At 55.0% G+C, this 22,586-nt stretch carries 17 protein-coding genes; 1 reads left to right on the plus strand and 16 read right to left on the minus strand.

Features of this window, described 5'->3' with window-relative positions; translation table 11 throughout:
* The 16 genes from NBA72_RS17850 to lrhA all read right to left on the minus strand — a co-directional run.
* Positions 1-3,305: autotransporter-associated beta strand repeat-containing protein (locus NBA72_RS17850; protein ID WP_439006042.1), on the minus strand; the 3,305-nt coding region annotated here is incomplete at its 3' end.
* A gap of 608 nt (positions 3,306-3,913) precedes the next feature.
* A complete protein-coding gene (gene nuoN / locus NBA72_RS17855; protein ID WP_000156667.1) occupies positions 3,914-5,371 on the minus strand; it encodes an NADH-quinone oxidoreductase subunit NuoN in 1,458 nt (485 codons plus the stop codon).
* A 6-nt stretch (positions 5,372-5,377) separates the two neighbouring features.
* Positions 5,378-6,907: an NADH-quinone oxidoreductase subunit M gene (nuoM, locus tag NBA72_RS17860; protein WP_023138690.1), complete on the minus strand. Its 1,530-nt coding sequence runs from the start codon at positions 6,905-6,907 to the stop codon at positions 5,378-5,380.
* 76 nt (positions 6,908-6,983) lie between these two features.
* Positions 6,984-8,825, minus strand: a complete 1,842-nt coding sequence (gene nuoL / locus NBA72_RS17865; protein WP_042948965.1) for an NADH-quinone oxidoreductase subunit L — start codon at positions 8,823-8,825, stop codon at positions 6,984-6,986.
* Positions 8,822-9,124, minus strand: coding sequence for an NADH-quinone oxidoreductase subunit NuoK (gene nuoK, locus NBA72_RS17870; protein ID WP_000612687.1), 303 nt, complete (start codon positions 9,122-9,124; stop codon positions 8,822-8,824). The genes nuoL and nuoK overlap by 4 nt, the downstream gene beginning before the upstream one ends.
* A complete protein-coding gene (gene nuoJ, locus NBA72_RS17875; RefSeq protein ID WP_000393522.1) occupies positions 9,121-9,675 on the minus strand; it encodes an NADH-quinone oxidoreductase subunit J in 555 nt (184 codons plus the stop codon). The genes nuoK and nuoJ overlap by 4 nt, the downstream gene beginning before the upstream one ends.
* Positions 9,676-9,685: 10 nt before the next feature.
* Positions 9,686-10,228: an NADH-quinone oxidoreductase subunit NuoI gene (gene nuoI, locus NBA72_RS17880; RefSeq protein ID WP_042948966.1), complete on the minus strand. Its 543-nt coding sequence runs from the start codon at positions 10,226-10,228 to the stop codon at positions 9,686-9,688.
* A 14-nt stretch (positions 10,229-10,242) separates the two neighbouring features.
* Positions 10,243-11,220 (minus strand): NADH-quinone oxidoreductase subunit NuoH, encoded by a 978-nt coding sequence (nuoH, locus tag NBA72_RS17885; protein ID WP_000118515.1) that lies wholly within the window; start codon positions 11,218-11,220, stop codon positions 10,243-10,245.
* Complete coding sequence (gene nuoG / locus NBA72_RS17890; RefSeq protein ID WP_001728014.1) at positions 11,217-13,943, minus strand: NADH-quinone oxidoreductase subunit NuoG; 2,727 nt, start codon at positions 13,941-13,943, stop codon at positions 11,217-11,219. The genes nuoH and nuoG overlap by 4 nt, the downstream gene beginning before the upstream one ends.
* A gap of 30 nt (positions 13,944-13,973) precedes the next feature.
* Positions 13,974-15,311, minus strand: coding sequence for an NADH-quinone oxidoreductase subunit NuoF (gene nuoF / locus NBA72_RS17895; RefSeq protein ID WP_042948967.1), 1,338 nt, complete (start codon positions 15,309-15,311; stop codon positions 13,974-13,976).
* Entirely contained in the window at positions 15,308-15,808 is a 501-nt protein-coding gene (gene nuoE, locus NBA72_RS17900; protein ID WP_000545038.1) for an NADH-quinone oxidoreductase subunit NuoE, read from the minus strand. Before nuoE ends, nuoF begins: the two co-directional genes overlap by 4 nt.
* 2 nt (positions 15,809-15,810) lie before the next feature.
* Complete coding sequence (gene nuoC, locus NBA72_RS17905; RefSeq protein WP_000247855.1) at positions 15,811-17,613, minus strand: NADH-quinone oxidoreductase subunit C/D; 1,803 nt, start codon at positions 17,611-17,613, stop codon at positions 15,811-15,813.
* Positions 17,614-17,699: 86 nt separating this feature from the next.
* Positions 17,700-18,362 carry an NADH-quinone oxidoreductase subunit NuoB gene (gene nuoB / locus NBA72_RS17910; protein ID WP_000386728.1) on the minus strand — a complete coding sequence of 221 codons (663 nt, stop codon included), beginning with the start codon at positions 18,360-18,362 and terminating at the stop codon, positions 17,700-17,702.
* A gap of 15 nt (positions 18,363-18,377) precedes the next feature.
* Positions 18,378-18,821, minus strand: coding sequence for an NADH-quinone oxidoreductase subunit NuoA (gene nuoA / locus NBA72_RS17915; RefSeq protein ID WP_000062993.1), 444 nt, complete (start codon positions 18,819-18,821; stop codon positions 18,378-18,380).
* Positions 18,822-19,215: 394 nt separating this feature from the next.
* Positions 19,216-19,368 carry an STM2329 family putative cytoplasmic protein gene (locus NBA72_RS17920; RefSeq protein ID WP_001121022.1) on the minus strand — a complete coding sequence of 51 codons (153 nt, stop codon included), beginning with the start codon at positions 19,366-19,368 and terminating at the stop codon, positions 19,216-19,218.
* A 79-nt stretch (positions 19,369-19,447) separates the two neighbouring features.
* Positions 19,448-20,386: a transcriptional regulator LrhA gene (gene lrhA, locus NBA72_RS17925; protein ID WP_023136804.1), complete on the minus strand. Its 939-nt coding sequence runs from the start codon at positions 20,384-20,386 to the stop codon at positions 19,448-19,450.
* 931 nt (positions 20,387-21,317) lie between these two features.
* Between lrhA and alaA the strand changes: the two genes are divergently transcribed.
* Positions 21,318-22,532: an alanine transaminase AlaA gene (gene alaA, locus NBA72_RS17930; protein ID WP_000074540.1), complete on the plus strand. Its 1,215-nt coding sequence runs from the start codon at positions 21,318-21,320 to the stop codon at positions 22,530-22,532.
* The last annotated feature ends 54 nt before the right edge of the window (positions 22,533-22,586 follow it).

The raw sequence follows: 22,586 nt of genomic DNA on the forward strand, positions 1-22,586 counted from the left end.
CCGGATTTCACCACCTGGCCGCTGCCGCTGATGGCGTTGTCAAAATCACCGCCGGTGTTCAGTTCCAGCACGGCGTTGTCGGTAATGTCGCCGGTACCCAGCGCCTCAACGTTGCTGGCGACCAGCGTGCCGTCGCTGATGAGCGTGCCGCCGGTATAGGTGTTTTCCGCATTCAGGATCAGCGTGCCTGCGCCGGTTTTGGTAAGCGACTGGCCGTTCCAGCCGCTGTTGGCGTCAACATTTTCCAGCACCGTGTTGACCGTAAAGCTGTCGTCGGCATCCGCCAGGTTGAAGGTGCCGTGGGCGTCGATGGCGGCGTTGTAGCGATCGGCATACCACGTCAACGTCTCGACCAGATCATAGTGTGTGTCATTGACGTTTTTCTGCCCCACGACGGTAATGAACGCGTCCGGGTTCATGGCGTTGCCATTGATTGTGATGCCGTCAAAATCGCCGCTAATGGCGTTGTCCGATTCGATAAGCGCCAGGGAGATCAGATCGTCGGTGCTGCGTATCGGCTCCTGGCTGGCGGGCGAGGCGACATTCAGCGTGCCGTCCAGATTAACGTTTTTTGCGCGGATGGCGGGGCCGCTGGTCGCCGTCAAATCGGCCGTTAGCGTGCTGCCGTCCTGCTGGGTCAGGGTATTGGCCTGTAGCGTGCTGCCCGCGCCGATTTCAACGGTGGCGCCGCTGTGGGTGGTGAGATCCGCCACGATAAAGGGATCGCTGGCGCTTGCCGCGTCCAGTTTGAGGTAAGCACGGTTGTCGATATTGCCGCTGCCCAGCGCGCCGCCAGCGGTGGCGGTCAGCGTTCCCTCTGCAATGGTGGTGCCGCCGCTGTAGCTGTTGTTGTTACTGAGCGTCAGCTCGCCGCCGCCCTGTTTTACCACGTTGCCGCTGCCGCTTATGACGCTGCCGTAGGCGGCGGCATCGCTGCGGTTAAACGTCAGCGTGCCGTTGTCAACGATGTCGCCGTTAAACGCGCCCAGCGTGCCGCCGTTGCCAATCTGCAGCGTCGTGCCGCTATCGACGGTCGCGCCTTTGGCGGTCATCGCGCCGTTCAGTATCAGCGTGCCGGATTTTACCCAAAGCGCGCTGTTGGTTGTTCCCGAGAGGTTCATCGTCGCGCCCGACAGCGTCCAGTCGCCGCTGCTGGTCACGCTGTTCAGGCCGCTGATGCTGCTGCCCAGCGTACCCTCCCCATCCAGAATCAGATTATTGTTGGCGCTGGCGCTATTGTTGTCGTCGGTAATGCTGCCGGATATCTCCGTACCGGTATTGAGGGTGATAGTGTTGTTCTTGCTGCCGCTATTGATGAGAACGGCGTTGGTTCCGCCGGTTATTTTGCCCTGACTGGTCAGGGTGTTGCCGGAGCCGCTAATGGTTACGCCATTGGTGTCGCCCAGGATTGCTCCCGCATTAGCGAGCGTATTGTTATTGCCGTTGAGCTGAACGGCGGTATTTGCCGTGATGGAGCCGCCCGCCAGGTTATTGAGCGTGTGGCCCGTGGTGACGTAGACGCCGAATACCGAGGAGTCCATCGTGCCGCTGTTGTTAATCGTGACAGCGCCGCCGTGGGCATAGACGCTCGCGTCCCCGACGCCTTTACCCGTTGTGGTAATGGTGCCGGTGTTGGTGATAGTGCCGCTGGCGCCGCTATTGTACTGGATGCCGTAAGAGTTACTGGAGCCGGTCGCCGTGATGCTGCCGCCATTGGTGACGTTGTTGGCGCCGCTGTTAATCAGAATGCCGTTGTCTTTGGCGACGATAGCGCTTCCGCTTTCAGTCGTGACCTGGTTATTGCCGCTCGCGATACTGATGCCGGTACTGGTGGCGGTAATCTTACTTCCACTTTTGGCCGTGATCTGGTTGCCGCTGCCTTTACTGACGCGGATACCATTTTTGCCTGAAATTTCACCGCCTGAGGTGGTGACGATATTGTTATTGCCGCTGATAAGGAGGCCGTCGCTTACGCCGGTCATCTTCCCCTGGTTGGTGATGGTATTGCCGTTGCCATTAATCGCCACCGCCGTGTTGGCCGAGATTGCGCCCCCGGCCTGGTTATTGAGCGTATGGCCTTTGGAACGTGCCGAGTCGAGATAAACGCCATAGACGCTGGAACTCATGGTTCCGCTGTTATTAACGATGGTGCCGTCGCCGTTGCCGTGGACATAGACGCTGGCGTCTCCCGCGCCGCCGCCCGTGGTGGTAATGGAGCCGGTATTGGTGATAACGCCGCCGGAGGTACTTTCGCCATAATGGATGCCGTAAGTATTGGCGGTGCCATATGCGGAAATCGTGCCGTCATTGGTGACGAGGTTGTCGACGCCCACTTTAAGTTCCATGGCGGTGGACTTGATGCCGACGAGGCTGCTGTTTCCCGCCGTGATCACCCCGCCGACACGGTTGACCACTTCAAAATGAGAACCGTGATAGAGCGCAACGGTAATAAAATCAGACTGCATAAGGCCGCTATTATCAACAGAAACAGAACCACTCACCGCCATATCATTCAGGGTGTGGACATAAATCGCCGCATCCTCGATCTTGTTTGAACCATCGCTGGCCGTGGTGATAATGGTGCCGGTATTGACAATCGTACCGTAAGTACCGTCGCGAAACTCGACGCCATAAGAGCGCCAGGAGCCGTCGGAGTTAATCATCCCGCCGTTGGTGATGTGGGCCTCGCCGCTCTGGACTATCACCCCGGAAACTCCCTCCAGCACCCCGCTTTCGCTGCTGACGTAACTGCCGCCATTGAGCATATAAACGCCGGCATATTCCTGGGGGATATCCTCAGGATCATGCTCATACGTTGCGCTGTTTTCGATCCGGGCGTCGTTGATCACGCTGCCGCCATTTTGAAGCAATATCGTTCCATCTTCGTTGGAACCGGTGATCGTCCCCTGGTTATGTACGCTGGTGGCGCCCGTTAACGAATCCAGGTTCATCGCCTGGCTGTCGGTCAGGCTGCTCCCCACGACAGCGCCGCTTTCAATCAGCAGATCCCAGTCGTTGCTGTTATCGCCGACGATGGCGGCGCTGGCCGCTGTGTCGGTGGCGACGGTATTGCCCGTTTCCACGACGAACGGCGTAGCGCCTGACAGGGTGTAGGTGGTGGTCTGGGAGGGAATGGAAACTCGCGTTTCCTCTGCGACGGCGGGGGCAGCATCCATCGCCAGCAGAGTTACCGCGCACGAGGCGCTGACGCTGACGATAGCGCGGCTACCACTGCGCGCCAGTTCGGAGGTGACAATATACATGCCGCGGGCGGCGTTCCATATAATATTGTAGGTTTTGTTCACTTACTATGTCCTTATTTTCTTTTTGTCCTTTTTGTTTACCTCCGTGGAGCAGCACAAAACCCGGCTATATCGGAGTAACGTTTACGACATAATAAATCGGAATTTGTCATTTTATTAAATTTTATAAATGAACATTAGCATGACATGGTGTGTAAATAAATTTATTTAACGATTATATGCACTTAGAGGTTGCGGTAATAATTAGTAATTCTACCGTTTGGATTCATGTAAATTAAATAAATCAAAATAACATTACTGCAAATTATATTAACAAAGCTGACTGGTTTTGAATTTTATCGCTTCGATCTATTATTCATGGGGAATATAGAGGAGGTGTGAATATAATAGCGCCTGGCGGCGCTGTCGGATGGCTGACAAAGGAGAATACAACGTTGATGCCGGATGGCGGCTACGCCTTATCCGGCATCTGGTTCTGTGTTCGTTGGAAAAGTGTTGGGTTTCGGCTACGCCTCACCCAACGAGTCTATGGTCTCTATGCGTCACAGGTTTTCATAAGTTGGATGCAATCCAACATTTAGAGGCTCCGGTGTTGGTCATCAGCCTCAACCGCCGATAAATCGGCGGTTATTGACATCATCAACGCGGCATTACATCAGCGGCATCGCCAGTTGCACAAGGCTAATCAGCGGCTGCGGCCAGACGCCCAGTACCAACACCAGCAACGCGGAGATCAGCACCACGATACCGCCTGCGCTGTACTGCCAGTTTGTCGGCGCGTCGCGTCCCGGTTGCTGCGGCGCGTGCAGGTAGAGACTCACCGCAACACGCAGGTAGTAGTACAAACCAATCGCGGAACCCACTACCACGGCGGCGACCAGCCACCACAGGCTGGCCTGAACGCCGACCGCCAACACGTAGAATTTGCCGATAAAGCCCAGCGTCATCGGGATACCTGCCAGCGACAGCATCATCACCGTCATTACCGCGGCAAGAACCGGACGGTGCCAGAACAGACCACGGTAAGAGTACAGAGAATCCGCGTCCGGGCCGCGGAACGGGCTGGACATCAGGCTGACCACGCCAAACGCGCCGAGGCTGCTGAACAGATAACCGGCCAGATAAACGCCAACCGCTTCCATCGACATCTCGCCGCTCTGCAGGGCAATCAGCGCCACCAGCAGATAGCCGAGGTGAGAGATAGAAGAGTAACCGAGCAGACGTTTGATGTTGGTCTGGCTCAGCGCCATCAGGTTACCGAAGATGATAGAGGCAAAGGCGATAATGCCCAGCACCACGCGTACCGCTTCGCTGTCGCCTACCGGCGCATAGAGGAACAGACGCATCACCACGCCGAAGATAGCGATTTTGCTCGCCGTCGCCAGGAAGGTGGAAACCGGCGCAGGCGCGCCCTGATAAACGTCTGGCGTCCACAGGTGGAACGGCACCAGAGAGAGTTTAAAGCCCAGACCGACAATCATCAGGCCAAAGCCCGCCAGCAGCAACGGCTCGTGCAGCATACCATCGCCGAGGCTCTTACCGAGCGCTTCGAAAGACAGGTTGCCGGACTGCGCGTACACCAGCGCCATCCCGAACAGCAGGAAAGACGAGGCGGCGGCGGAGAGGATGGTGTATTTGATACTGGCTTCCAGCGAGCGTTTCTGGCGGAAAGCATAACCAATCAGGCCGAACAGCGGCAGCGAGATCAGTTCAATACCAAGGAACAGCGCCGCCAGGTGGTTGGCGTTCGCCAGCAGAATTCCCCCCAGGCTGGCGATTAACACCAGCAGGTAGAACTCTTCCTGGTTATCGTTATAGCCTTCCAGCCACGGGTAGGCAAAGGTACAGGTGGCGAGGCTCGCCAGCAGCACCAGCCCGGTGTAGAGCATCGCAAAGCCGTCAACGCGCATCAGCGGCGTGACGTCCATTGCCCCGGCCTGGCCGACAAACCAAAGCGAAACCAGAGCAGCGTTAAGCCCAATGACCGACAGCGTGGCATTGAGGAAGTGATTGCGTCGCCACGCAATGGAGAGCATCACAACCACCACCGTCAAGCCGACGATCAGCAGCGGTAGCAGCGCAATCAGGTGTTGTGGAGTTATTGTCATGGCGATTTACGGCCTTGTAGTAGTAACGGAATTAACAAACCACTGCTGGATGTTGCTCATCGCAGAATGCGAGGTATCCAGAATCGGCTGCGGATAGAAGCCAAGCAGTACCAGAAGCACCACCAGCAACAGAATGATAAACAGCTCGCGCAGCGACATCCCTGGCAGTTCCTGGCTGGCAATCTGGCTCTTCGCTTTACCGAAGTAAGCGCGATGCAGCATCGCCAGCGAGTATACAGAGGCGAATACCAGCCCAAAGGTGGAGATCACGGTAATCATCGGCACCACCTGGTAGCTGCCGAACAGAATCATAAATTCGCCGACAAAGTTACCGGTGCCCGGCATACCGAGCGTCGCCACCGCAAAGAACATGGACAGCGCAGGCAACCACTTCATCTTGCCCCACAGGCCGCCCATCATACGCATGTCGCGGGTATGCAGGCGCTCGTACAACTGACCACACAGAATGAACAGACCGGCCGCGGAGAGACCGTGCGCGATCATCTGGATCACCGCCCCCTGGTAAGCCAGTTGGCTGCCGGTGTAGATAGCGATCAGCACGAAGCCCATGTGGGAAACGGAGGTATAGGCAATCAGGCGCTTGATGTCGTATTGGGTAAAGGCCATCCACGCGCCGTAGAAAATGCCGATAACGCCAAGCCACATAGCGATCGGCGCAAACTCCGCCGACGCGTTCGGGAACAATGGCAGGGAGAAACGCAGCAGACCGTAAGCGGCGGTTTTCAGCAAGATACCGGCCAGGTCGACGGAACCGGCGGTCGGCGCCTGGGAGTGCGCATCCGGCAGCCAGCCATGCAGCGGCACCACCGGCATTTTCACCGCGAAGGCGATGAAGAAGCCCAGCATCAGCAGATATTCCACACCGTGGGACATCGGCGTGTTCAGCAGCTCTTCATAGTTGAAGGTCCACACGCCGGTCGCTTTATAGTGCACAAAGACCAGCGCCAGGATGGCAATCAACATCACCAGACCACTCGCCTGGGTGTAGATGAAGAACTTGGTCGCCGCCGTGATACGCGTTTTCCCGTCAGAAGCTTTGTGGCCCCACAGCGCTATCAGGAAGTACATCGGCACCAGCATCATTTCCCAGAAGAAGAAGAACAGGAACATGTCGATGGCCAGGAACACGCCGATAACGCCGCCTAAGATCCACATCAGGTTCAGGTGGAAGAAGCCCTGATATTTTTCGATTTCTCGCCAGGAGCAAAGCACCGCCAGAACGCCGAGCAGGCCGGTCAGCACCACCATTAGCAGCGACAGTCCGTCGAGCGCCAGATGGATAGAGATGCCAAAACGCGGGATCCACGGCAGGACAAATTCAGATTGCCACTGCGGAATACCGGCGGATTGCGTCAGTGAGTAGCCGCCCTGCAACCACAATTGCAGACCGAGCGCCAGCGTCAGCCCCATGGTAATCAGCGCTATCCAGCGCGGCACCTTCACGCCAAAGCGTTCGGTCTGCCAGCACAGAAAGCCGCCGATAAAGGGAATCAATATTAGCCAGGGTAGTAACATGGCGATTTTTATTCCTTTTTAAGGCCTCTGACAGAGGCCTGATTTTCAACGAATTTGGATAAAATTCACTTTACGATCAACGCAGTACCATCAGCAGCGCCAGCACCACAACCGCGCCAATGCTCATTGATGCCACATACCAGCGCAAATAACCGTTCTCGCTCAGTACCAGGCCTTTGCCTGCAAAACGGGAAAGGATAGCCGGAATGTTCATCAACGCATTAAGCGGGTCGCGCTTCAGCAGCCAGGCAATGCCCAGGAACGGCTTAACGAACACTTTGTCGTACAGCCAGTCAAAGCCCCAGGCGTTATACCACCAGGTCCCCAGCAGACGGCCCGGCGCGCTGTTGGCGATCGACGTAACAAGCGTACGTTTACCCAGCCACAGCCACGCAGCGATCAGGATGCCCGCAATCGCTACGATGCCGGAGGTAATTTCCAGCGTCATGACGCGACCATGCTCAAGTTCAGTCGTTGCAGGCAATACTCCCTGCAGCGGCGGCACAATCAGCGCGCCAACAAAGGTAGACAGAAGCATCAGGACAATCAGCGGCAGATGGTGGGTAATCCCCTTCCCTGCATGAGCATGAATTTGTTCTTTACCGTGGAATACGATGAAAATCATCCGGAAGGTGTACAGCGAGGTCATGAACGCGCCGACCAGACCCGCCACCATCAGATTGATATGACCGTTCGCCATCGCGCCAGCCAGGATCTCATCCTTACTGAAGAAGCCTGCAGTGACCAGCGGCAGCGCCGACAGCGCCGCGCCCCCCACCAGGAAGCAGGCATACACCAGCGGAATGGACTTACGCAGACCGCCCATCTTAAAGATGTTCTGTTCGTGATGGCAGGCCAGAATTACCGAGCCGGAGGCCAGGAACAGCAGCGCTTTAAAGAAGGCGTGCGTCATCAGGTGGAAAATCGCCGCATCCCACGCCTGTACGCCCAGCGCCAGGAACATGTAGCCAATCTGGCTCATGGTGGAATAGGCCAGCACGCGTTTGATGTCGGTCTGCACCAGCGCGGCGAAACCCGCCATGACCAGCGTAATCGCCCCGATAATGCCCACCAGATGCAGAATTTCCGGCGTCATCAGGAACAAACCATGGGTACGAGCGATCAGGTAGACACCGGCGGTAACCATCGTCGCGGCGTGGATCAGCGCGGAGACCGGCGTCGGGCCGGCCATCGCGTCGGCAAGCCAGGTCTGCAACGGTAGCTGCGCAGATTTACCGACCGCGCCGCCCAGCAGCATCAGCGTCGCCCACATCAGCATGTTGTTGCCGTCAGCAAAGTGCGCTGGCGCCAGCTCGACCATTTCGCGGAAGTTCAGCGTGCCCAGTTCGTTGTAGAGGATGAACAGCGCGAAGGCGAGGAATACGTCACCGACACGGGTCACCACGAAGGCTTTCATTGCCGCTGCGCCATTCTTCGGATCGCTGTAATAGAAGCCGATCAACAGATAAGAGCACAGGCCCACGCCTTCCCAGCCGAGGTACATCAACAGCAGGTTATCGGACAGCACCAGAACAACCATGCTGGCGATAAACAGGTTGGTATAAGCGAAGAAGCGGGAGTAACCCTCTTCTCCACGCATGTACCAGGACGCGAACATGTGGATCAGGAAGCCGACGCCGGTGACCACAGAGAGCATGGTCAGCGACAGGCCGTCCAGCACCAGGTTAAAACCGATGTTGAAGTTACCGACCGACATCCACGTCCACAGCGGCTGGCTGAACGCCTGTTTGCCGTTGGCGAAGAAATCCATCCCGACAAACGCTGTCACCAACGCCGCCAGACCAACGGAGCCCACGCCAATGGTCGCGGAGAGATTTTCCGACCAGCGTCCGCGAGAGAACGCCAGCAATACAAAGCCAATCAATGGCAGAATAATGGTTAAGGCAAGCATGTTCATCCACGCATCTCACTTACTGAATCGATGTTCAGGTTCTGGCGACGGCGATGGAGTTGCAGCAACAGCGCAAGTCCAATACTCGCTTCCGCAGCCGCAAGGCTGATGGCGAGAATGTACATCACCTGACCATCGGTCTGGCCCCAGTAGCTCCCGGCGACCACAAAGGCCAGCGCGGAGGCATTAATCATGATTTCCAGCCCGATCAGCATAAACAGCAGATTGCGGCGGATAACCAGACCGGTTAAACCCAGGACGAATAAAATCGCAGCGAGGATCAGTCCGTGTGTTAAGGGGATCATGCGCGCTCCTCCGTTTTTCTTTTCGCGCGGTCATCGGCGCGGTTGCTTAGCACTTCGCCCGCACGCTCTTCACGACCGACGTGGAACGCCACCACCAGGCCTGCCAGCAGCAGCATCGACGCCAGTTCGACCGCCAGAACATAAGGCCCGAACAGCGTAATGCCCACCGCTTTCGCGCTAATCGGCGTGCCGTCGATGCCCTGGTCGTTAACGCCCAGAATGGCGTACACAATGACCGCCAGCATAATGGCCGACAAAACCGCCGGACCAATCCACACCTGCGGCTTCAGCCACTGGCGTTCCTGTTCGATTTCGCTGCCGCCGAGGTTGAGCATCATCACCACGAACACAAACAGCACCATGATGGCGCCTGCGTAGACGATAATTTCCAGCGCACCGGCAAAATAAGCGCCCAGCGAAAAGAACACCCCGGAAATCGCCAATAGCGATATCACCAGATACAACAGCGCGTGTACCGGATTGGTATGGGTGATCACTCGCAGGGTCGCGAGGATGGCTATCAGGCCACAGATATAAAAAGCGAATTCCATTGCCCTCTCCTTACGGTAACAGGCTCTTGACGTCGATAGGCTTGGCTTCGTTCTCTGCTTCGCCTTTATCTTTGCCGTCGATTGCCATACCCGCCATCCGGTAGAAGTTATATTCCGGGTATTTGCCCGGACCGGAAATCAGCAGATCCTCTTTTTCGTACACCAGATCCTGACGTTTGTATTCGCCCAGTTCGAAGTCCGGGGTCAACTGAATCGCCGTGGTCGGGCACGCTTCTTCGCACAGGCCGCAGAAGATGCAGCGTGAGAAGTTAATGCGGAAAAATTCCGGATACCAGCGGCCATCTTTGGTCTCCGCTTTTTGCAGAGAGATACAGCCTACCGGACAGGCTACCGCACACAGGTTACAGGCAACGCAGCGCTCTTCACCGTCCGGGTCGCGCGTGAGCACGATACGGCCACGGTAACGGGGCGGTAAATAGACCGGCTCTTCCGGATACATCCGCGTTTCGCGTTTGTCGAACGCATGCAGGCCGATCATCCAGATACTGCGTACCTGAGTGCCGAAACCTACTAATAATTCTTTTAAGGTCATGGTCTTTGTGTCCCTTATTGCGCCTGCCACAGAATGACAGCCGCCGTTACCAGCAAGTTGATGAGCGTCAGCGGCAGGCAAACTTTCCAGCCGAAGGACATTACCTGGTCATAACGCGGACGCGGTAACGACGCACGAATCAAAATGAACATCATCATGAAGAACGCGGTTTTCAGCGCGAACCAGACGAATGGCGGTAAGAACGGGCCATGCCAGCCACCGAAGAACAACGTTACCATCAGCGCGGAAACGGTGACGATGCCGATGTACTCCCCCACGAAGAACAGACCGAATTTCATCCCGGAATATTCGATGTGGTAACCGTCCGCCAGTTCCTGCTCGGCTTCCGGCTGGTCAAACGGGTGACGGTGACAGACCGCTACGCCCGCGATGGCGAAAGTAACAAACCCAAAGAATTGCGGAATCACGTTCCACAGATGCGCCTGGTTATTGACGATATCGGTCATATTAAATGAACCGGCCTGCGCCACCACGCCCATCAGGGAAAGACCAAGGAACACTTCGTAGCTCACCGTCTGGGCAGACGCGCGCATCGCGCCCAGCAGCGAGTATTTGTTGTTGCTCGACCAACCGGCGAACAGCACCGCGTAAACTGCCAGACCAGCCATCATCAGGAAGAACAAAATCCCGATGTTTAAATCGGCCACCACCCAGTTAGGGCTAACCGGCACAATGGCGAAGGAGAGCAGCAGCGAAGTAAACGCGATCATCGGCGCCAGGGTAAAGATGACGCGATCCGAGAATTTCGGGATCCAGTCTTCTTTAAAGAACATCTTGATCATATCCGCGACCAGCTGGAGCGAGCCGCCCCAGCCAACGCGGTTTGGTCCATAACGGTTCTGGAACAGACCCAGCAGACGACGTTCGCCAAAGCTCATGAAGGCCCCGCAGGTGACGACCACCAGCAGAATCACCACCGCTTTGAGAATGCTCAGCAGGATCTCAATCAGATCCGGTGTAATCCAACTCATTGTTGCGCCTCCCGCAGATCCTCAAGACGCGCGCCAGCCAGAACCGGCGCGATGCCAGGCATACCCATCGGCAGCCCTACCTGCCCTGCCGCTAACCCTTCAGAGATTTCAACCGGCAGCGTCACCGTATTGCCATCGTAGCTAAAGGAGACGCGCGTCCCGGCATTGACGCCCAATTTCGCGGCATCCGCCGGGTTAAGTTTGATATACGGCTGCGGCATACGGCTCTGGAAGACCGGAGAACGCTGAGACAATTCGTCGCTGCCAAACAGGTGGTAATACGGCGCAATACGCCACTGACCGTCCTGCGCCTGGAAGCTTGCCGGCACGGTAGTGAAATAATCCAGACCGCCCTCAGTCGCTTCAATCAAACGCACGCCCGGATCGCCGTGACGCAGTTTGCCGCCCACTTCATCCTGGAATTTGTTCCACGCCTGCGGGGAGTTCCAGCCCGGCGCCCAGGCGAACGGAATTTCAGATCGCGGGGCAGTCGGTTGGTTATTCCCTTCCATCGAGAAGGCGAACATGGTGTCTTTATCCTGCGGCTGACGTGGTTCATGCACGCTGATATTGGCGCGCATCGCCGTACGACCGCTGTAACGATGCGGTTCGCGCGCCAGCTTCTGCCCACGAATGCGGAAGGTCGCATCCGGCGCGGCGTCCTTAATGCCGGCAAATTGCGGCATGGCGGCAATGACCGCGTCGATCACGTGGTCAAGCTGAGTCCAGTCCACTTCGCGGTTTTCGACGGTGCTGTGCAGCGAATGCAGCCAGCGCCAGCTTTCCAGCATAATCGTCTTGTTATCGTAGTAGGCCGGATCATAAACCTGGAAGAAGCGCTGCGCGCGGCCTTCGTTGTTGATGACCGTACCATCGCTTTCGGCGAAGCTTGCCGCGGAAAGCACCAGATGCGCGTTTTCCATAATCGCCGTGCGCTGATGGTCAACCACCATCACCAGCGGCGCTTTGGCGAGCGCGGCGTTCACGCGCGTAGCGCTTGCATGACGGTGGAGATCGTTTTCCAGCACCACCACCGCGTCCGCGTTGCCGGTTTCCAGCTCGCCCAACGCATCGTCAAGCGAACCGCCGCCCATCATACCCAGCCCCATGCTGTTCACGGAGCGGGCAATCATAGTAATACCGACGTCGGCGCCACGGCCTTTCAGCGCTTTCGCCACGTTGGCGGCCGCCTGAATCACCTCACTGCTACCGGCGTTAGTGCCGGAGATAATCAGCGGTTTTTTCGCGCCGGCCAACGCCTGCACAATGACATCAATTTTGTTTTGTAAGTCGCTGTCGATACCGTCAACCGCAGGCGCTGTATTGTCCAGCGCATGAGCAATCGCAAAGCCCAGGCGCGCCTGATCTTCCACCGGCGCGCGATAGGTCCAGGCGGCGATATCATCCAGACGGGTGTCGTCCACGTTGGTCACGAACAGCGGATGTTTGGCACGCTGGCCGATGTTAAGGATGGCCGCAATCTGCCAGTCGGCCACTTTCTGCGCCGCCGCCATTTCACGCGCTTTACCTTTCACCGCCTGACGTACCGCCAGCGCAACGCGCGCGCCGGTCTGGGTAACGTCTTCGCCCAAGACCAGTACCGCGTCATAAGATTCGATCTCCCGCAGCGCCGGGGTGTAAATTCCGCCTTCACGCAACACTTTCAGCGCCAGTTGCAGACGTTCCTGCTCGCCGCGCGCGATACCGGTGTAGAAGTTTTCCGCACCAACCAGCTCACGCAGCGCAAAGTTGCTCTCAATGCTGGCGCGTGGCGAACCGATACCGATCACTTTCTTCGACTGGCGCAGAATATCCGCCGCGCCCTGCATCGCCTGCTCGGCGTTGAGAGTAATAAAGTCATCGCCGCGGCGCTGAACCGGCTGACGCGGACGGTCTTTCAGGTTCACATAGCCATAGCCGAAACGACCGCGGTCGCAGAGGAAGTAGTGGTTAACGGTACCGTTGTAACGGTTTTCGATACGGCGTAATTCGCCATAGCGCTCGCCCGGGCTGATGTTACAACCGATGGAACACTGCTGGCAGATGCTCGGCGCAAACTGCATGTCCCATTTACGGTTGTAACGCTCGGAGTGCGTTTTATCGGTGAAGACGCCGGTCGGGCAAATCTCGACCAGGTTACCGGAGAATTCGCTTTCCAGCGTACCGTCTTCCGGACGCCCGAAGTAGACGTTGTCATGCGCGCCATAGACGCCCAGATCGGTGCCGTCGGCATAATCTTTGTAGTAACGCACACAACGGTAACAGGCGATGCAGCGGTTCATTTCGTGAGAGATGAACGGCCCCAGATCCTGGTTGCGGTGGGTACGTTTGGTGAAACGGTAGCGACGGAAACTGTGCCCCGTCATCACGGTCATATCCTGAAGATGGCAGTTACCGCCCTCTTCACAGACCGGACAGTCGTGCGGGTGGTTAGTCATCAGCCACTCCACCACGCTTTCACGGAACTGTTTCGCTTCTTCGTCGTCAATAGAGATAAAGGTACCGTCGGTGGCTGGCGTCATACAGGACATCACCAGGCGACCACGCGTATCTTCCGCGTTTTGGTATTGCTTCACCGCACACTGGCGGCAAGCACCGACGCTTCCCAGCGCCGGGTGCCAGCAAAAATACGGAATATCAAGGCCCAGGGACAGACATGCCTGTAGCAGGTTGTCCGCGCCGTTGACCTCGTATTCTTTGCCGTCTACATGAATCGTAGCCATTAGCATGCTTCCAAATTAAAAATCGTTAACTCACCAGCGATCTTTGAGCAGGTTCGGCTGAATACCATTGATTAAATGGGTATTGCTGAACGGCTGCTTGATGCCAGCTTCGAATTCGTCGCGGAAATACTTAATTGCGCTTTGCAGTGGCTCAACCGCGCCCGGCGCATGCGCGCAGAAGGTTTTACCCGGTCCGAGGAAACGACACAGTTGCTCAAGTGTCTCGATATCCCCCGGCTGGCCTTCGCCACGCTCCAGCGCGCGCAGAATTTTCACGCTCCACGGCAACCCGTCGCGGCATGGCGTACACCAGCCGCAGGATTCGCGGGCAAAGAACTCTTCCAGGTTACGCACCAGCGATACCATGCCGATTTCGTGGTCTACCGCCATCGCCAGCGCGGTGCCCAGACGGCTGCCTGCTTTACCGATGCTTTCGAACTCCATCGGCAGGTCAAGATGCGCCTCGGTCAGGAAGTCGGTTCCCGCCCCGCCCGGCTGCCAGGCTTTGAATTTCAGGCCATCGCGCATACCGCCCGCGTAGTCTTCGAGGATCTCGCGCGCGGTGGTGCCGAACGGTAATTCCCACAGGCCCGGATTCTTCACGCGGCCTGAGAAGCCCATCAGCTTGGTACCCGCATCTTTGCTTTTCGAAATGTTCTGGTACCACTCCACGCCGTTGGCGAGGATTGCCGGGACGTTGCACAACGTTTCGACGTTGTTCACACAGGTCGGCTTGCCCCATACGCCGGAGGTCGCCGGGAAGGGCGGCTTGGAGCGCGGGTTCGCGCGGCGGCCTTCGAGGGAGTTAATCAGCGCCGTTTCTTCACCACAGATGTAACGCCCTGCCCCGGTGTGCACGAACAGTTCAAAGTCGAACCCGGTGCCCATGATATTTTTGCCAAGCAGCCCGGCCTCGGTTGCTTCAGCAATCGCACGGCGCAGATGTACAGCCGCTTCGATATATTCTCCACGCAGGAAGATGTAACCACGATACGCTTTCAGCGCGAACGCGGAGATCAGCATGCCTTCCACCAGCAGGTGCGGCAGTTGTTCCATCAGCAGACGGTCTTTATAGGTGCCCGGCTCCATTTCATCGGCGTTACACAGCAGGTAACGGATGTTCATGGATTCATCTTTCGGCATCAGGCTCCACTTCAGACCGGTGGAAAAGCCCGCGCCGCCGCGCCCTTTCAGACCGGCGTCTTTTACCTGGCTGACGATTTCATCCGGAGACAGGCCTGTCAGCGCCTTACGCGCGCCTTCGTAGCCGTTTTTGCTACGATATTCATCCAGCCAGACCGGCTGTTTGTCATCGCGCAGACGCCAGGTCAGCGGATGGGTTTCGGGAGTACGGATAACGTTTTTCATTTATACCGCTCCAGTAGTTCAGGAATGGCTTCCGGGGTCAGATGGCTGTGAGTATCCTCATCAATCATCATGTTCGGCCCTTTATCGCAATTCCCCAGGCAGCAGGTCGGCAGCAGCGTAAAGCGACCATCAAAGGTCGTCTGCCCCGGTTTGATGTTGAGATTTTTTTCCAGCGCGGCCTGAATCCCCTGATAGCCGGTGATATGGCACACCACGCTGTCGCAGTAGCGAATCACGTGGCGACCGACCGGCTGACGGAAGATCTGGCTGTAGAATGTGGCGACGCCTTCGACGTCGCTCGCTGGAATACCCAGCACATCGGCAATAGCGTAGATCGCGCCGTCCGGCACCCAGCCACGCTGCTTCTGAACGATTTTCAGCGCTTCAATGGACGCCGCACGCGGGTCTTCGTAGTGGTGCTTCTCGTGCTCTATCGCTTCACGCTCTGCCGCACTCAGCTCAAAAGCCTCGGTTTGTGGTTGTTGATTCTCGTGCATAATTAGCGGTCCACATCTGACATAACAAAATCGATACTACCCAGATAGACAATCAGGTCGGAGACCAGGCTACCGCGGATCGCCGAGGGAATCTGCTGCAGGTGCGCAAAGCTCGGCGTGCGCACGCGGGTACGGTAGCTCATAGTGCTGCCGTCGCTGGTCAGGTAGTAACTGTTAATCCCCTTCGTCGCTTCCACCATCTGGAAGGACTCCTGCGCCGGCATCACCGGGCCCCAGGAGACCTGCAGGAAGTGGGTGATCAGGGTTTCGATATGTTGCAGCGTGCGCTCTTTCGGCGGCGGCGTGGTCAGCGGGTGATCCGCTTTGAACGGCCCTTCCGGCATGTTATCGAGGCACTGCTGAAGAATGCGCAGACTCTGGCGCAGCTCTTCCACTTTCAGCATCACGCGGGTATAGCAGTCGGAAACGCCGCCGCCCACCGGCACTTCAAAGTCAAAGTTTTCGTAGCCAGAGTATGGACGCCATTTACGTACGTCGAAGTCGATCCCGGTCGCGCGCAGCCCTGCGCCGGTGGTGCCCCACTCCAGCGCCTCTTTCGCGCCGTAAGCGGCAACGCCCTGCGAACGCCCTTTCAGAATAGTGTTACGCAGCGCGGCTTTCTCGTAAGAATCCAGACGCTTCGGCATCCACTCAAGGAACTCTCGCAGCAGGCGATCCCAACCGCGCGGCAAGTCGTGCGCGACGCCGCCGATACGGAACCAGGCCGGGTGCATACGGAAACCGGTAATGGCTTCCACCAGGTCATAAATTTTCTGCCGGTCGGTAAAGGCAAAGAAGACCGGCGTCATCGCGCCGACGTCCTGAATAAAGGTCGAGATGTACAGCAGATGACTGTTAATGCGGAACAGTTCGGAGAGCATCACGCGGATGACGTTCACCCGATCCGGGACGGTGATCCCTGCCAACTTTTCTACCGCCAGCACGTACGGCATTTCATTGACGCAACCACCGAGGTATTCGATACGGTCGGTATAGGGAATGTAGCTATGCCAGGACTGGCGCTCGCCCATTTTTTCGGCGCCGCGGTGGTGATAGCCGATATCCGGCACGCAGTCGACGATTTCTTCACCGTCAAGTTGCAGGATAATACGAAACGCACCGTGCGCAGACGGGTGGTTCGGGCCGAGGTTGAGGAACATAAAGTCCTCGTTGTCAGTCCCGCGCTTCATCCCCCAATCTTCCGGCTTAAAGGTCAGCGCTTCCATTTCCAGATCCTGCTTGGCTTTGGTCAGCTCAAACGGGTCGAATTCGGTCGCGCGCGCCGGATAATCTTTACGCAGCGGATGGCCTTCCCAGGTTTGCGGCATCATGATGCGCGTCAGGTGCGGGTGGCCTTCGATATCAATACCAAACATCTCCCAGGTCTCACGCTCGTACCAGTTGGCGTTAGGGAAAAGTTTAGTGAAGGTCGGCACGCGCAGGTCGTTTTCAGACAACGCCACCTTGAGCATGATATCGCGATTACGCTCAATGGAAATCAGGTGGTAGAAAACGGAAAAATCCGCGGCGGGTAACCCGTCACGGTGCGTACGCAGGCGTTCATCCATGCCGTGTAAGTCAAACAGCATGACGTAAGGTTTCGGCAGTTTCTTTAAGAAATCGCCAACCTCCAGTAGTTGTTCACGCTTGACCCAAACAACGGGGATACCGGTGCGGGTCGCCTGAACGGTAAAGGCATCCGGCCCAAAACGGTTGCGCAGTTCGCCGATAACCGGATCATCAAGATGATCGCGGGTACTCCATGCAGCGTCTTGCGCGGTTAAGTCGGTCATATTGTTCACCATTGCAAATGGTCCGTGGTGGTCGGCAGTGCTTCGCGCTATTAAAATAGTGGTTAGCGAAGTGAAGTGCTGCTGCCGACAGGCGCAAATTAAATCTCGTCCGGGGTACGCAGGTTCGTGACGGCAATACGCTCGCCGCGTTTACGTTCGCGTTCTGGCTGCATATTGGCGCGATACACGCCCTGATCGCCCACCACCCATGAGAGCGGACGGCGCTCTTTGCCAATCGATTCTTGCAGCAGCATCAACGCCTGCATATACGCTTCCGGACGCGGCGGACAGCCAGGGATATACACATCCACCGGGATGAACTTATCAACGCCCTGCACTACCGAATAAATATCGTACATGCCGCCAGAGTTGGCGCAGGCGCCCATAGAAATGACCCATTTTGGCTCCAGCATTTGGTCATACAGACGCTGAATAACCGGGGCCATTTTGGTAAAGCAGGTACCGGCCACCACCATCAGGTCAGCCTGACGTGGCGACGCACGCAGCACTTCCGCGCCGAAACGGGCAACGTCATGCACTGCGGTAAAAGAGGTCACCATCTCTACATAGCAGCAAGAAAGGCCGAAGTTGTAGGGCCAAATTGAGTTTTTACGGCCCCAGTTAACCATGTCATGCAGTTTGCCCATGAACACGTTTTTGTTAACTTCCTGCTCCAGGGGGTCGGTTACGATCTCCTGTTTTTGCAGGGGGTAACGGTCATTCTCACCGTTAGGATCTATGCGGGTGAGCGTATAATCCATCTTAATGCCTCGCGGTTAGCGTTGACGATTAGCGATACTGTTCGTTTCCGGGTTCATACGCTCGCGGCGTGAACGCGCGGGCGTCCAGTCCAACGCGCCAATACGCGCCAGATAAACCAGACCAGCCAGTAACACAAAAATAAAAATTGCAGCTTCCACAAAGCCAACCCAGCCGCTTTCGCGGATAGAAGTTGACCATGCGAACAGATACAGCGCTTCAACGTCGAAGATAACGAAGAACATGGCTACCAGGTAAAACTTGGCAGACAGGCGTAAGCGGGCGGTGCCGACCGAGTCGATACCTGATTCAAACGGAACGTTCTTGTGCCTCGCGCGTGCGCGACCGCCCAAAAACCAACCGCCTACCAGCATCAGGCAGCACAGGCCAATGGCAACGATAAGAAAGATAGCGAATGCCCAGTGATGAGCGATGACTTCAGTGGATGTTGACATACTCATTGCTTACTCATCAAAAGTAGCGCCAGTTTCTCTGCTCTTTACGGCAGATGGGCGCCACATCGATTCATGGGGAGGAATAAAAAAAACCCTACAATTACTGTAGAAAATGATAAAAACAGCTAATTGATGTGGTTTTTTACTCCTTTCTATAACCTTTTGTCAACTTTAACAAAAGTTCCTTCACATTAATTTACATCAATTCATCAACATTAACATTAAGTGCCATCCTGGAGAAAATGACTCTTCGGCCAGGGGGGATTTTATGTTGTTGAATCGTGTCCGTTGTGAAGCAAAAGAAATAACACACACCTATTTTGACAGGAATTTGTGAAGATGCCTCCCCCTAAATGGGAGTATTTTCTTGATCTGTGACACGCTTTTGTTAATTCACCCCCTAAAACAGCAACAATTTCTCTAGTTTTTTAACATGCAAATTCATAAAATGGATGTTCTGGTTATTTTTTACCCACATTGAACTGCGAATCGCTACTGGCTGATTTACCGCAACTTTTACAATTTGTGCGGTTAAGCGCGTACAGATGGGCACAAAAAAAGAGCCACTGAGCGTTTTTTCATCGCCAGCGGCTCTTTTTTACATTTACGACTTAGCGCCTTTTGCCTGCGAGCTACTCAAAACCCCCTTCCACCATCAGCGGATCATCTCCGCCCTCTGCAGAAAACTGGTTGTAATGCCATGGGTTTTGATAGCTTTCCATCGCATGGAAAATCACCATCGCCAGCTCGTTCTGGCTATTGGGATCGCGGCACAACAGATATTCCGTATCCGGCAAAGGCGGTAATCCGTCTGCGGCGCCCAGCACGCGAAGGTCGGGACTCATCATTTCGACAGGTCGAGCCGTTACGCCAAGACCGGCTTTAACGGCCGCGCGTACCGCCGGTAATGTAGACGCCACATAGGCCAGCCGCCAGGGAATACCCGCTGCATTTAGCGTCTCCAGCACCATATCGCGGAATGGGCTGGGATCGTCCAGCAGGACTAATGGTACGGGCTCTCCCCTTTGCAAAACATACTCAGCCGCACAATACCAATGGGTGGGCGAGGTCCGCAAATTCAAACAGTCCAGCGAATTAGGTTGGTTAGTCGTCACCACCAAATCTACTTCCTGCGATTTAACCATGTCCACCATATAGGCGTTGCGTTTTACCCGTACATCAAGCGCGAGTTTCGGATAAACCGAGCTGATTCGGCTAAGCAAAAAAGGCAGGATAGTATCAGCTGATTCATCAGAAGCGCCAATTGTTAACACTCCCTGAAGATTACTGAACATTAATGATGAACACGCCTCATCATTAAAACGCAGGATTTTTCTGGCGTACCCCAGAAGCTGGATACCGTGTTCGGTCAAAAGCTTGTTACGACCATGGCGGGCGAACAATTCCTTTCCCACGAGTTGCTCAAGACGCTGCATTTGCTGACTGACCGCAGACTGAGTACGACATACCGCCGCCGCCGCCGCGGCGAAGGTGTTCAGATCGGCAACGGCCACGAACGTTCTCAGCAGATCGAGATCGAGGTTAATTATCGGACGATTTGCATTTATCATAATTTTTCACTTACTGGCGGGTCATATCGGGCTGACCTGGTTAATGCTGTGCATTCAGAAACAAGCAATTCCATTTGTAATGTGCATCCTTCGCAGTACCGCCTGGTTACCCAGGTAAATGTTAGAATGTAATTGAAAATACGACCAAAACACTTCTCTTACTTACTGATATAATACCAAATGCAACTGATCGGGATATATCAAAGAGAATGTGTCATACCTTTAGGCGTCTACAGATTTCTGCTAATGATGGACGTGTAAATCTTGTAACAGCGTCAAATAGTTTACCGAGACGCACAGATACAAAAACAATATATTGAACAATAGGTTATGTATAAAATCGCGTCATGAAAATTAGCAGACAACGCAGACTACGCCCCCGTTTCGGATCATTATCTTAACCTAAAACCGCTATATTTATAAGTATTATTACGAATAATCTTAACCTGGGATATGTTATACTAATCGGACCAGAAAGATATTATTACGACTTTAGTAAATGCTTTTTAAATATTAAATAATAATTAATTAAGATTTCTACCATTCATTAATTATACTTAACAATAGTTTCACACCCCCCGCCGCCGGAAAGGTCTAACCTTCTCATTTTACCTTTAATACTCAGTATTTCCGAAATAGCCGACGCGACACTAATGATGAATGCTTATCTCTCATAAAACAGATAATTTCTGACAACAGAAAAAACCACATTACGCGCAATCACATAGAACAAAACACTATACATAAAGACAAAAATAGAAAATACATCTAACCAAATGATTTTATGAAGTTTTAAACAGTACGAAAGCGCGTTAAAAATAAACAAAATCTTCTTCTGTTCACTCTTCAAAACTCACCGTCGTGGGAGTACATTGTTTCGTGCTGACTTCCACGGCAGGGAGTGGCAATAACAGCTAAAAGGTCAAGATTCATGTCCCCCATTGAAAAATCCAGCAAACTCGAAAATGTCTGTTATGACATTCGTGGCCCCGTTCTGAAAGAAGCGAAACGCCTTGAGGAAGAAGGTAATAAAGTTCTTAAACTGAATATCGGCAACCCCGCCCCCTTCGGATTCGAAGCGCCGGACGAAATTCTGGTCGATGTCATTCGTAATTTGCCGACGGCGCAAGGATATTGCGACTCGAAAGGGCTTTATTCCGCCCGTAAAGCGATTATGCAGCATTATCAGGCCCGTGGAATGCGCGATGTAACCGTGGAAGATATCTATATAGGTAACGGCGTTTCCGAGCTGATCGTTCAGGCGATGCAGGCGTTGCTTAACAGTGGCGATGAAATGCTGGTTCCCGCGCCCGATTATCCGTTATGGACAGCGGCGGTATCGCTCTCCAGCGGCAAGGCGGTACATTATCTTTGCGATGAATCTTCCGACTGGTTCCCGGACCTTGACGATATCCGCGCCAAAATCACCCCACGTACGCGTGGTATTGTCATTATTAATCCAAACAACCCTACTGGCGCCGTCTATTCTAAAGAATTGTTGATGGAAATTGTCAACATTGCGCGCGAGCATAATCTCATCATCTTCGCCGATGAAATTTATGACAAGATTCTCTATGACGATGCCGAGCATCACTCTATCGCTGCACTGGCGCCTGATCTGCTGACCATCACCTTTAATGGTTTGTCTAAAACCTATCGCGTCGCCGGCTTCCGCCAGGGCTGGATGGTGCTGAACGGGCCGAAAAAACATGCGAAGGGCTATATTGAAGGACTGGAGATGTTAGCCTCAATGCGCCTGTGCGCTAACGTCCCGGCGCAACATGCTATTCAGACCGCGCTCGGCGGCTATCAAAGCATTAGCGAATTTATTCTGCCGGGCGGTCGACTGTATGAACAGCGTAACCGCGCCTGGGAGTTGATTAACGATATTCCCGGCGTTTCCTGCGTAAAACCGCGCGGCGCGTTGTACATGTTCCCCAGGATCGACGCTAAACGTTTTAATATTCACGACGACCAGAAGATGGTGCTGGACTTCCTGCTACAGGAAAAGGTGCTGCTGGTGCAAGGTACCGCCTTTAACTGGCCGTGGCCGGATCACTTCCGCATTGTGACGCTACCGCGTGAAGATGACCTGGAGATGGCCATCAACCGTTTTGGGCGTTTCCTCTCAGGTTACCATCAATAATCTTAAATTCAGGCTACTTCGGTAGCCTGAATTGCATCTTCATCTCCCTCCCCG

The sequence above is a fragment of the Salmonella sp. NW1250 genome, from assembly GCF_051812965.1.
GTDB classification, from domain to species: Bacteria; Pseudomonadota; Gammaproteobacteria; order Enterobacterales; family Enterobacteriaceae; genus Salmonella; species Salmonella enterica.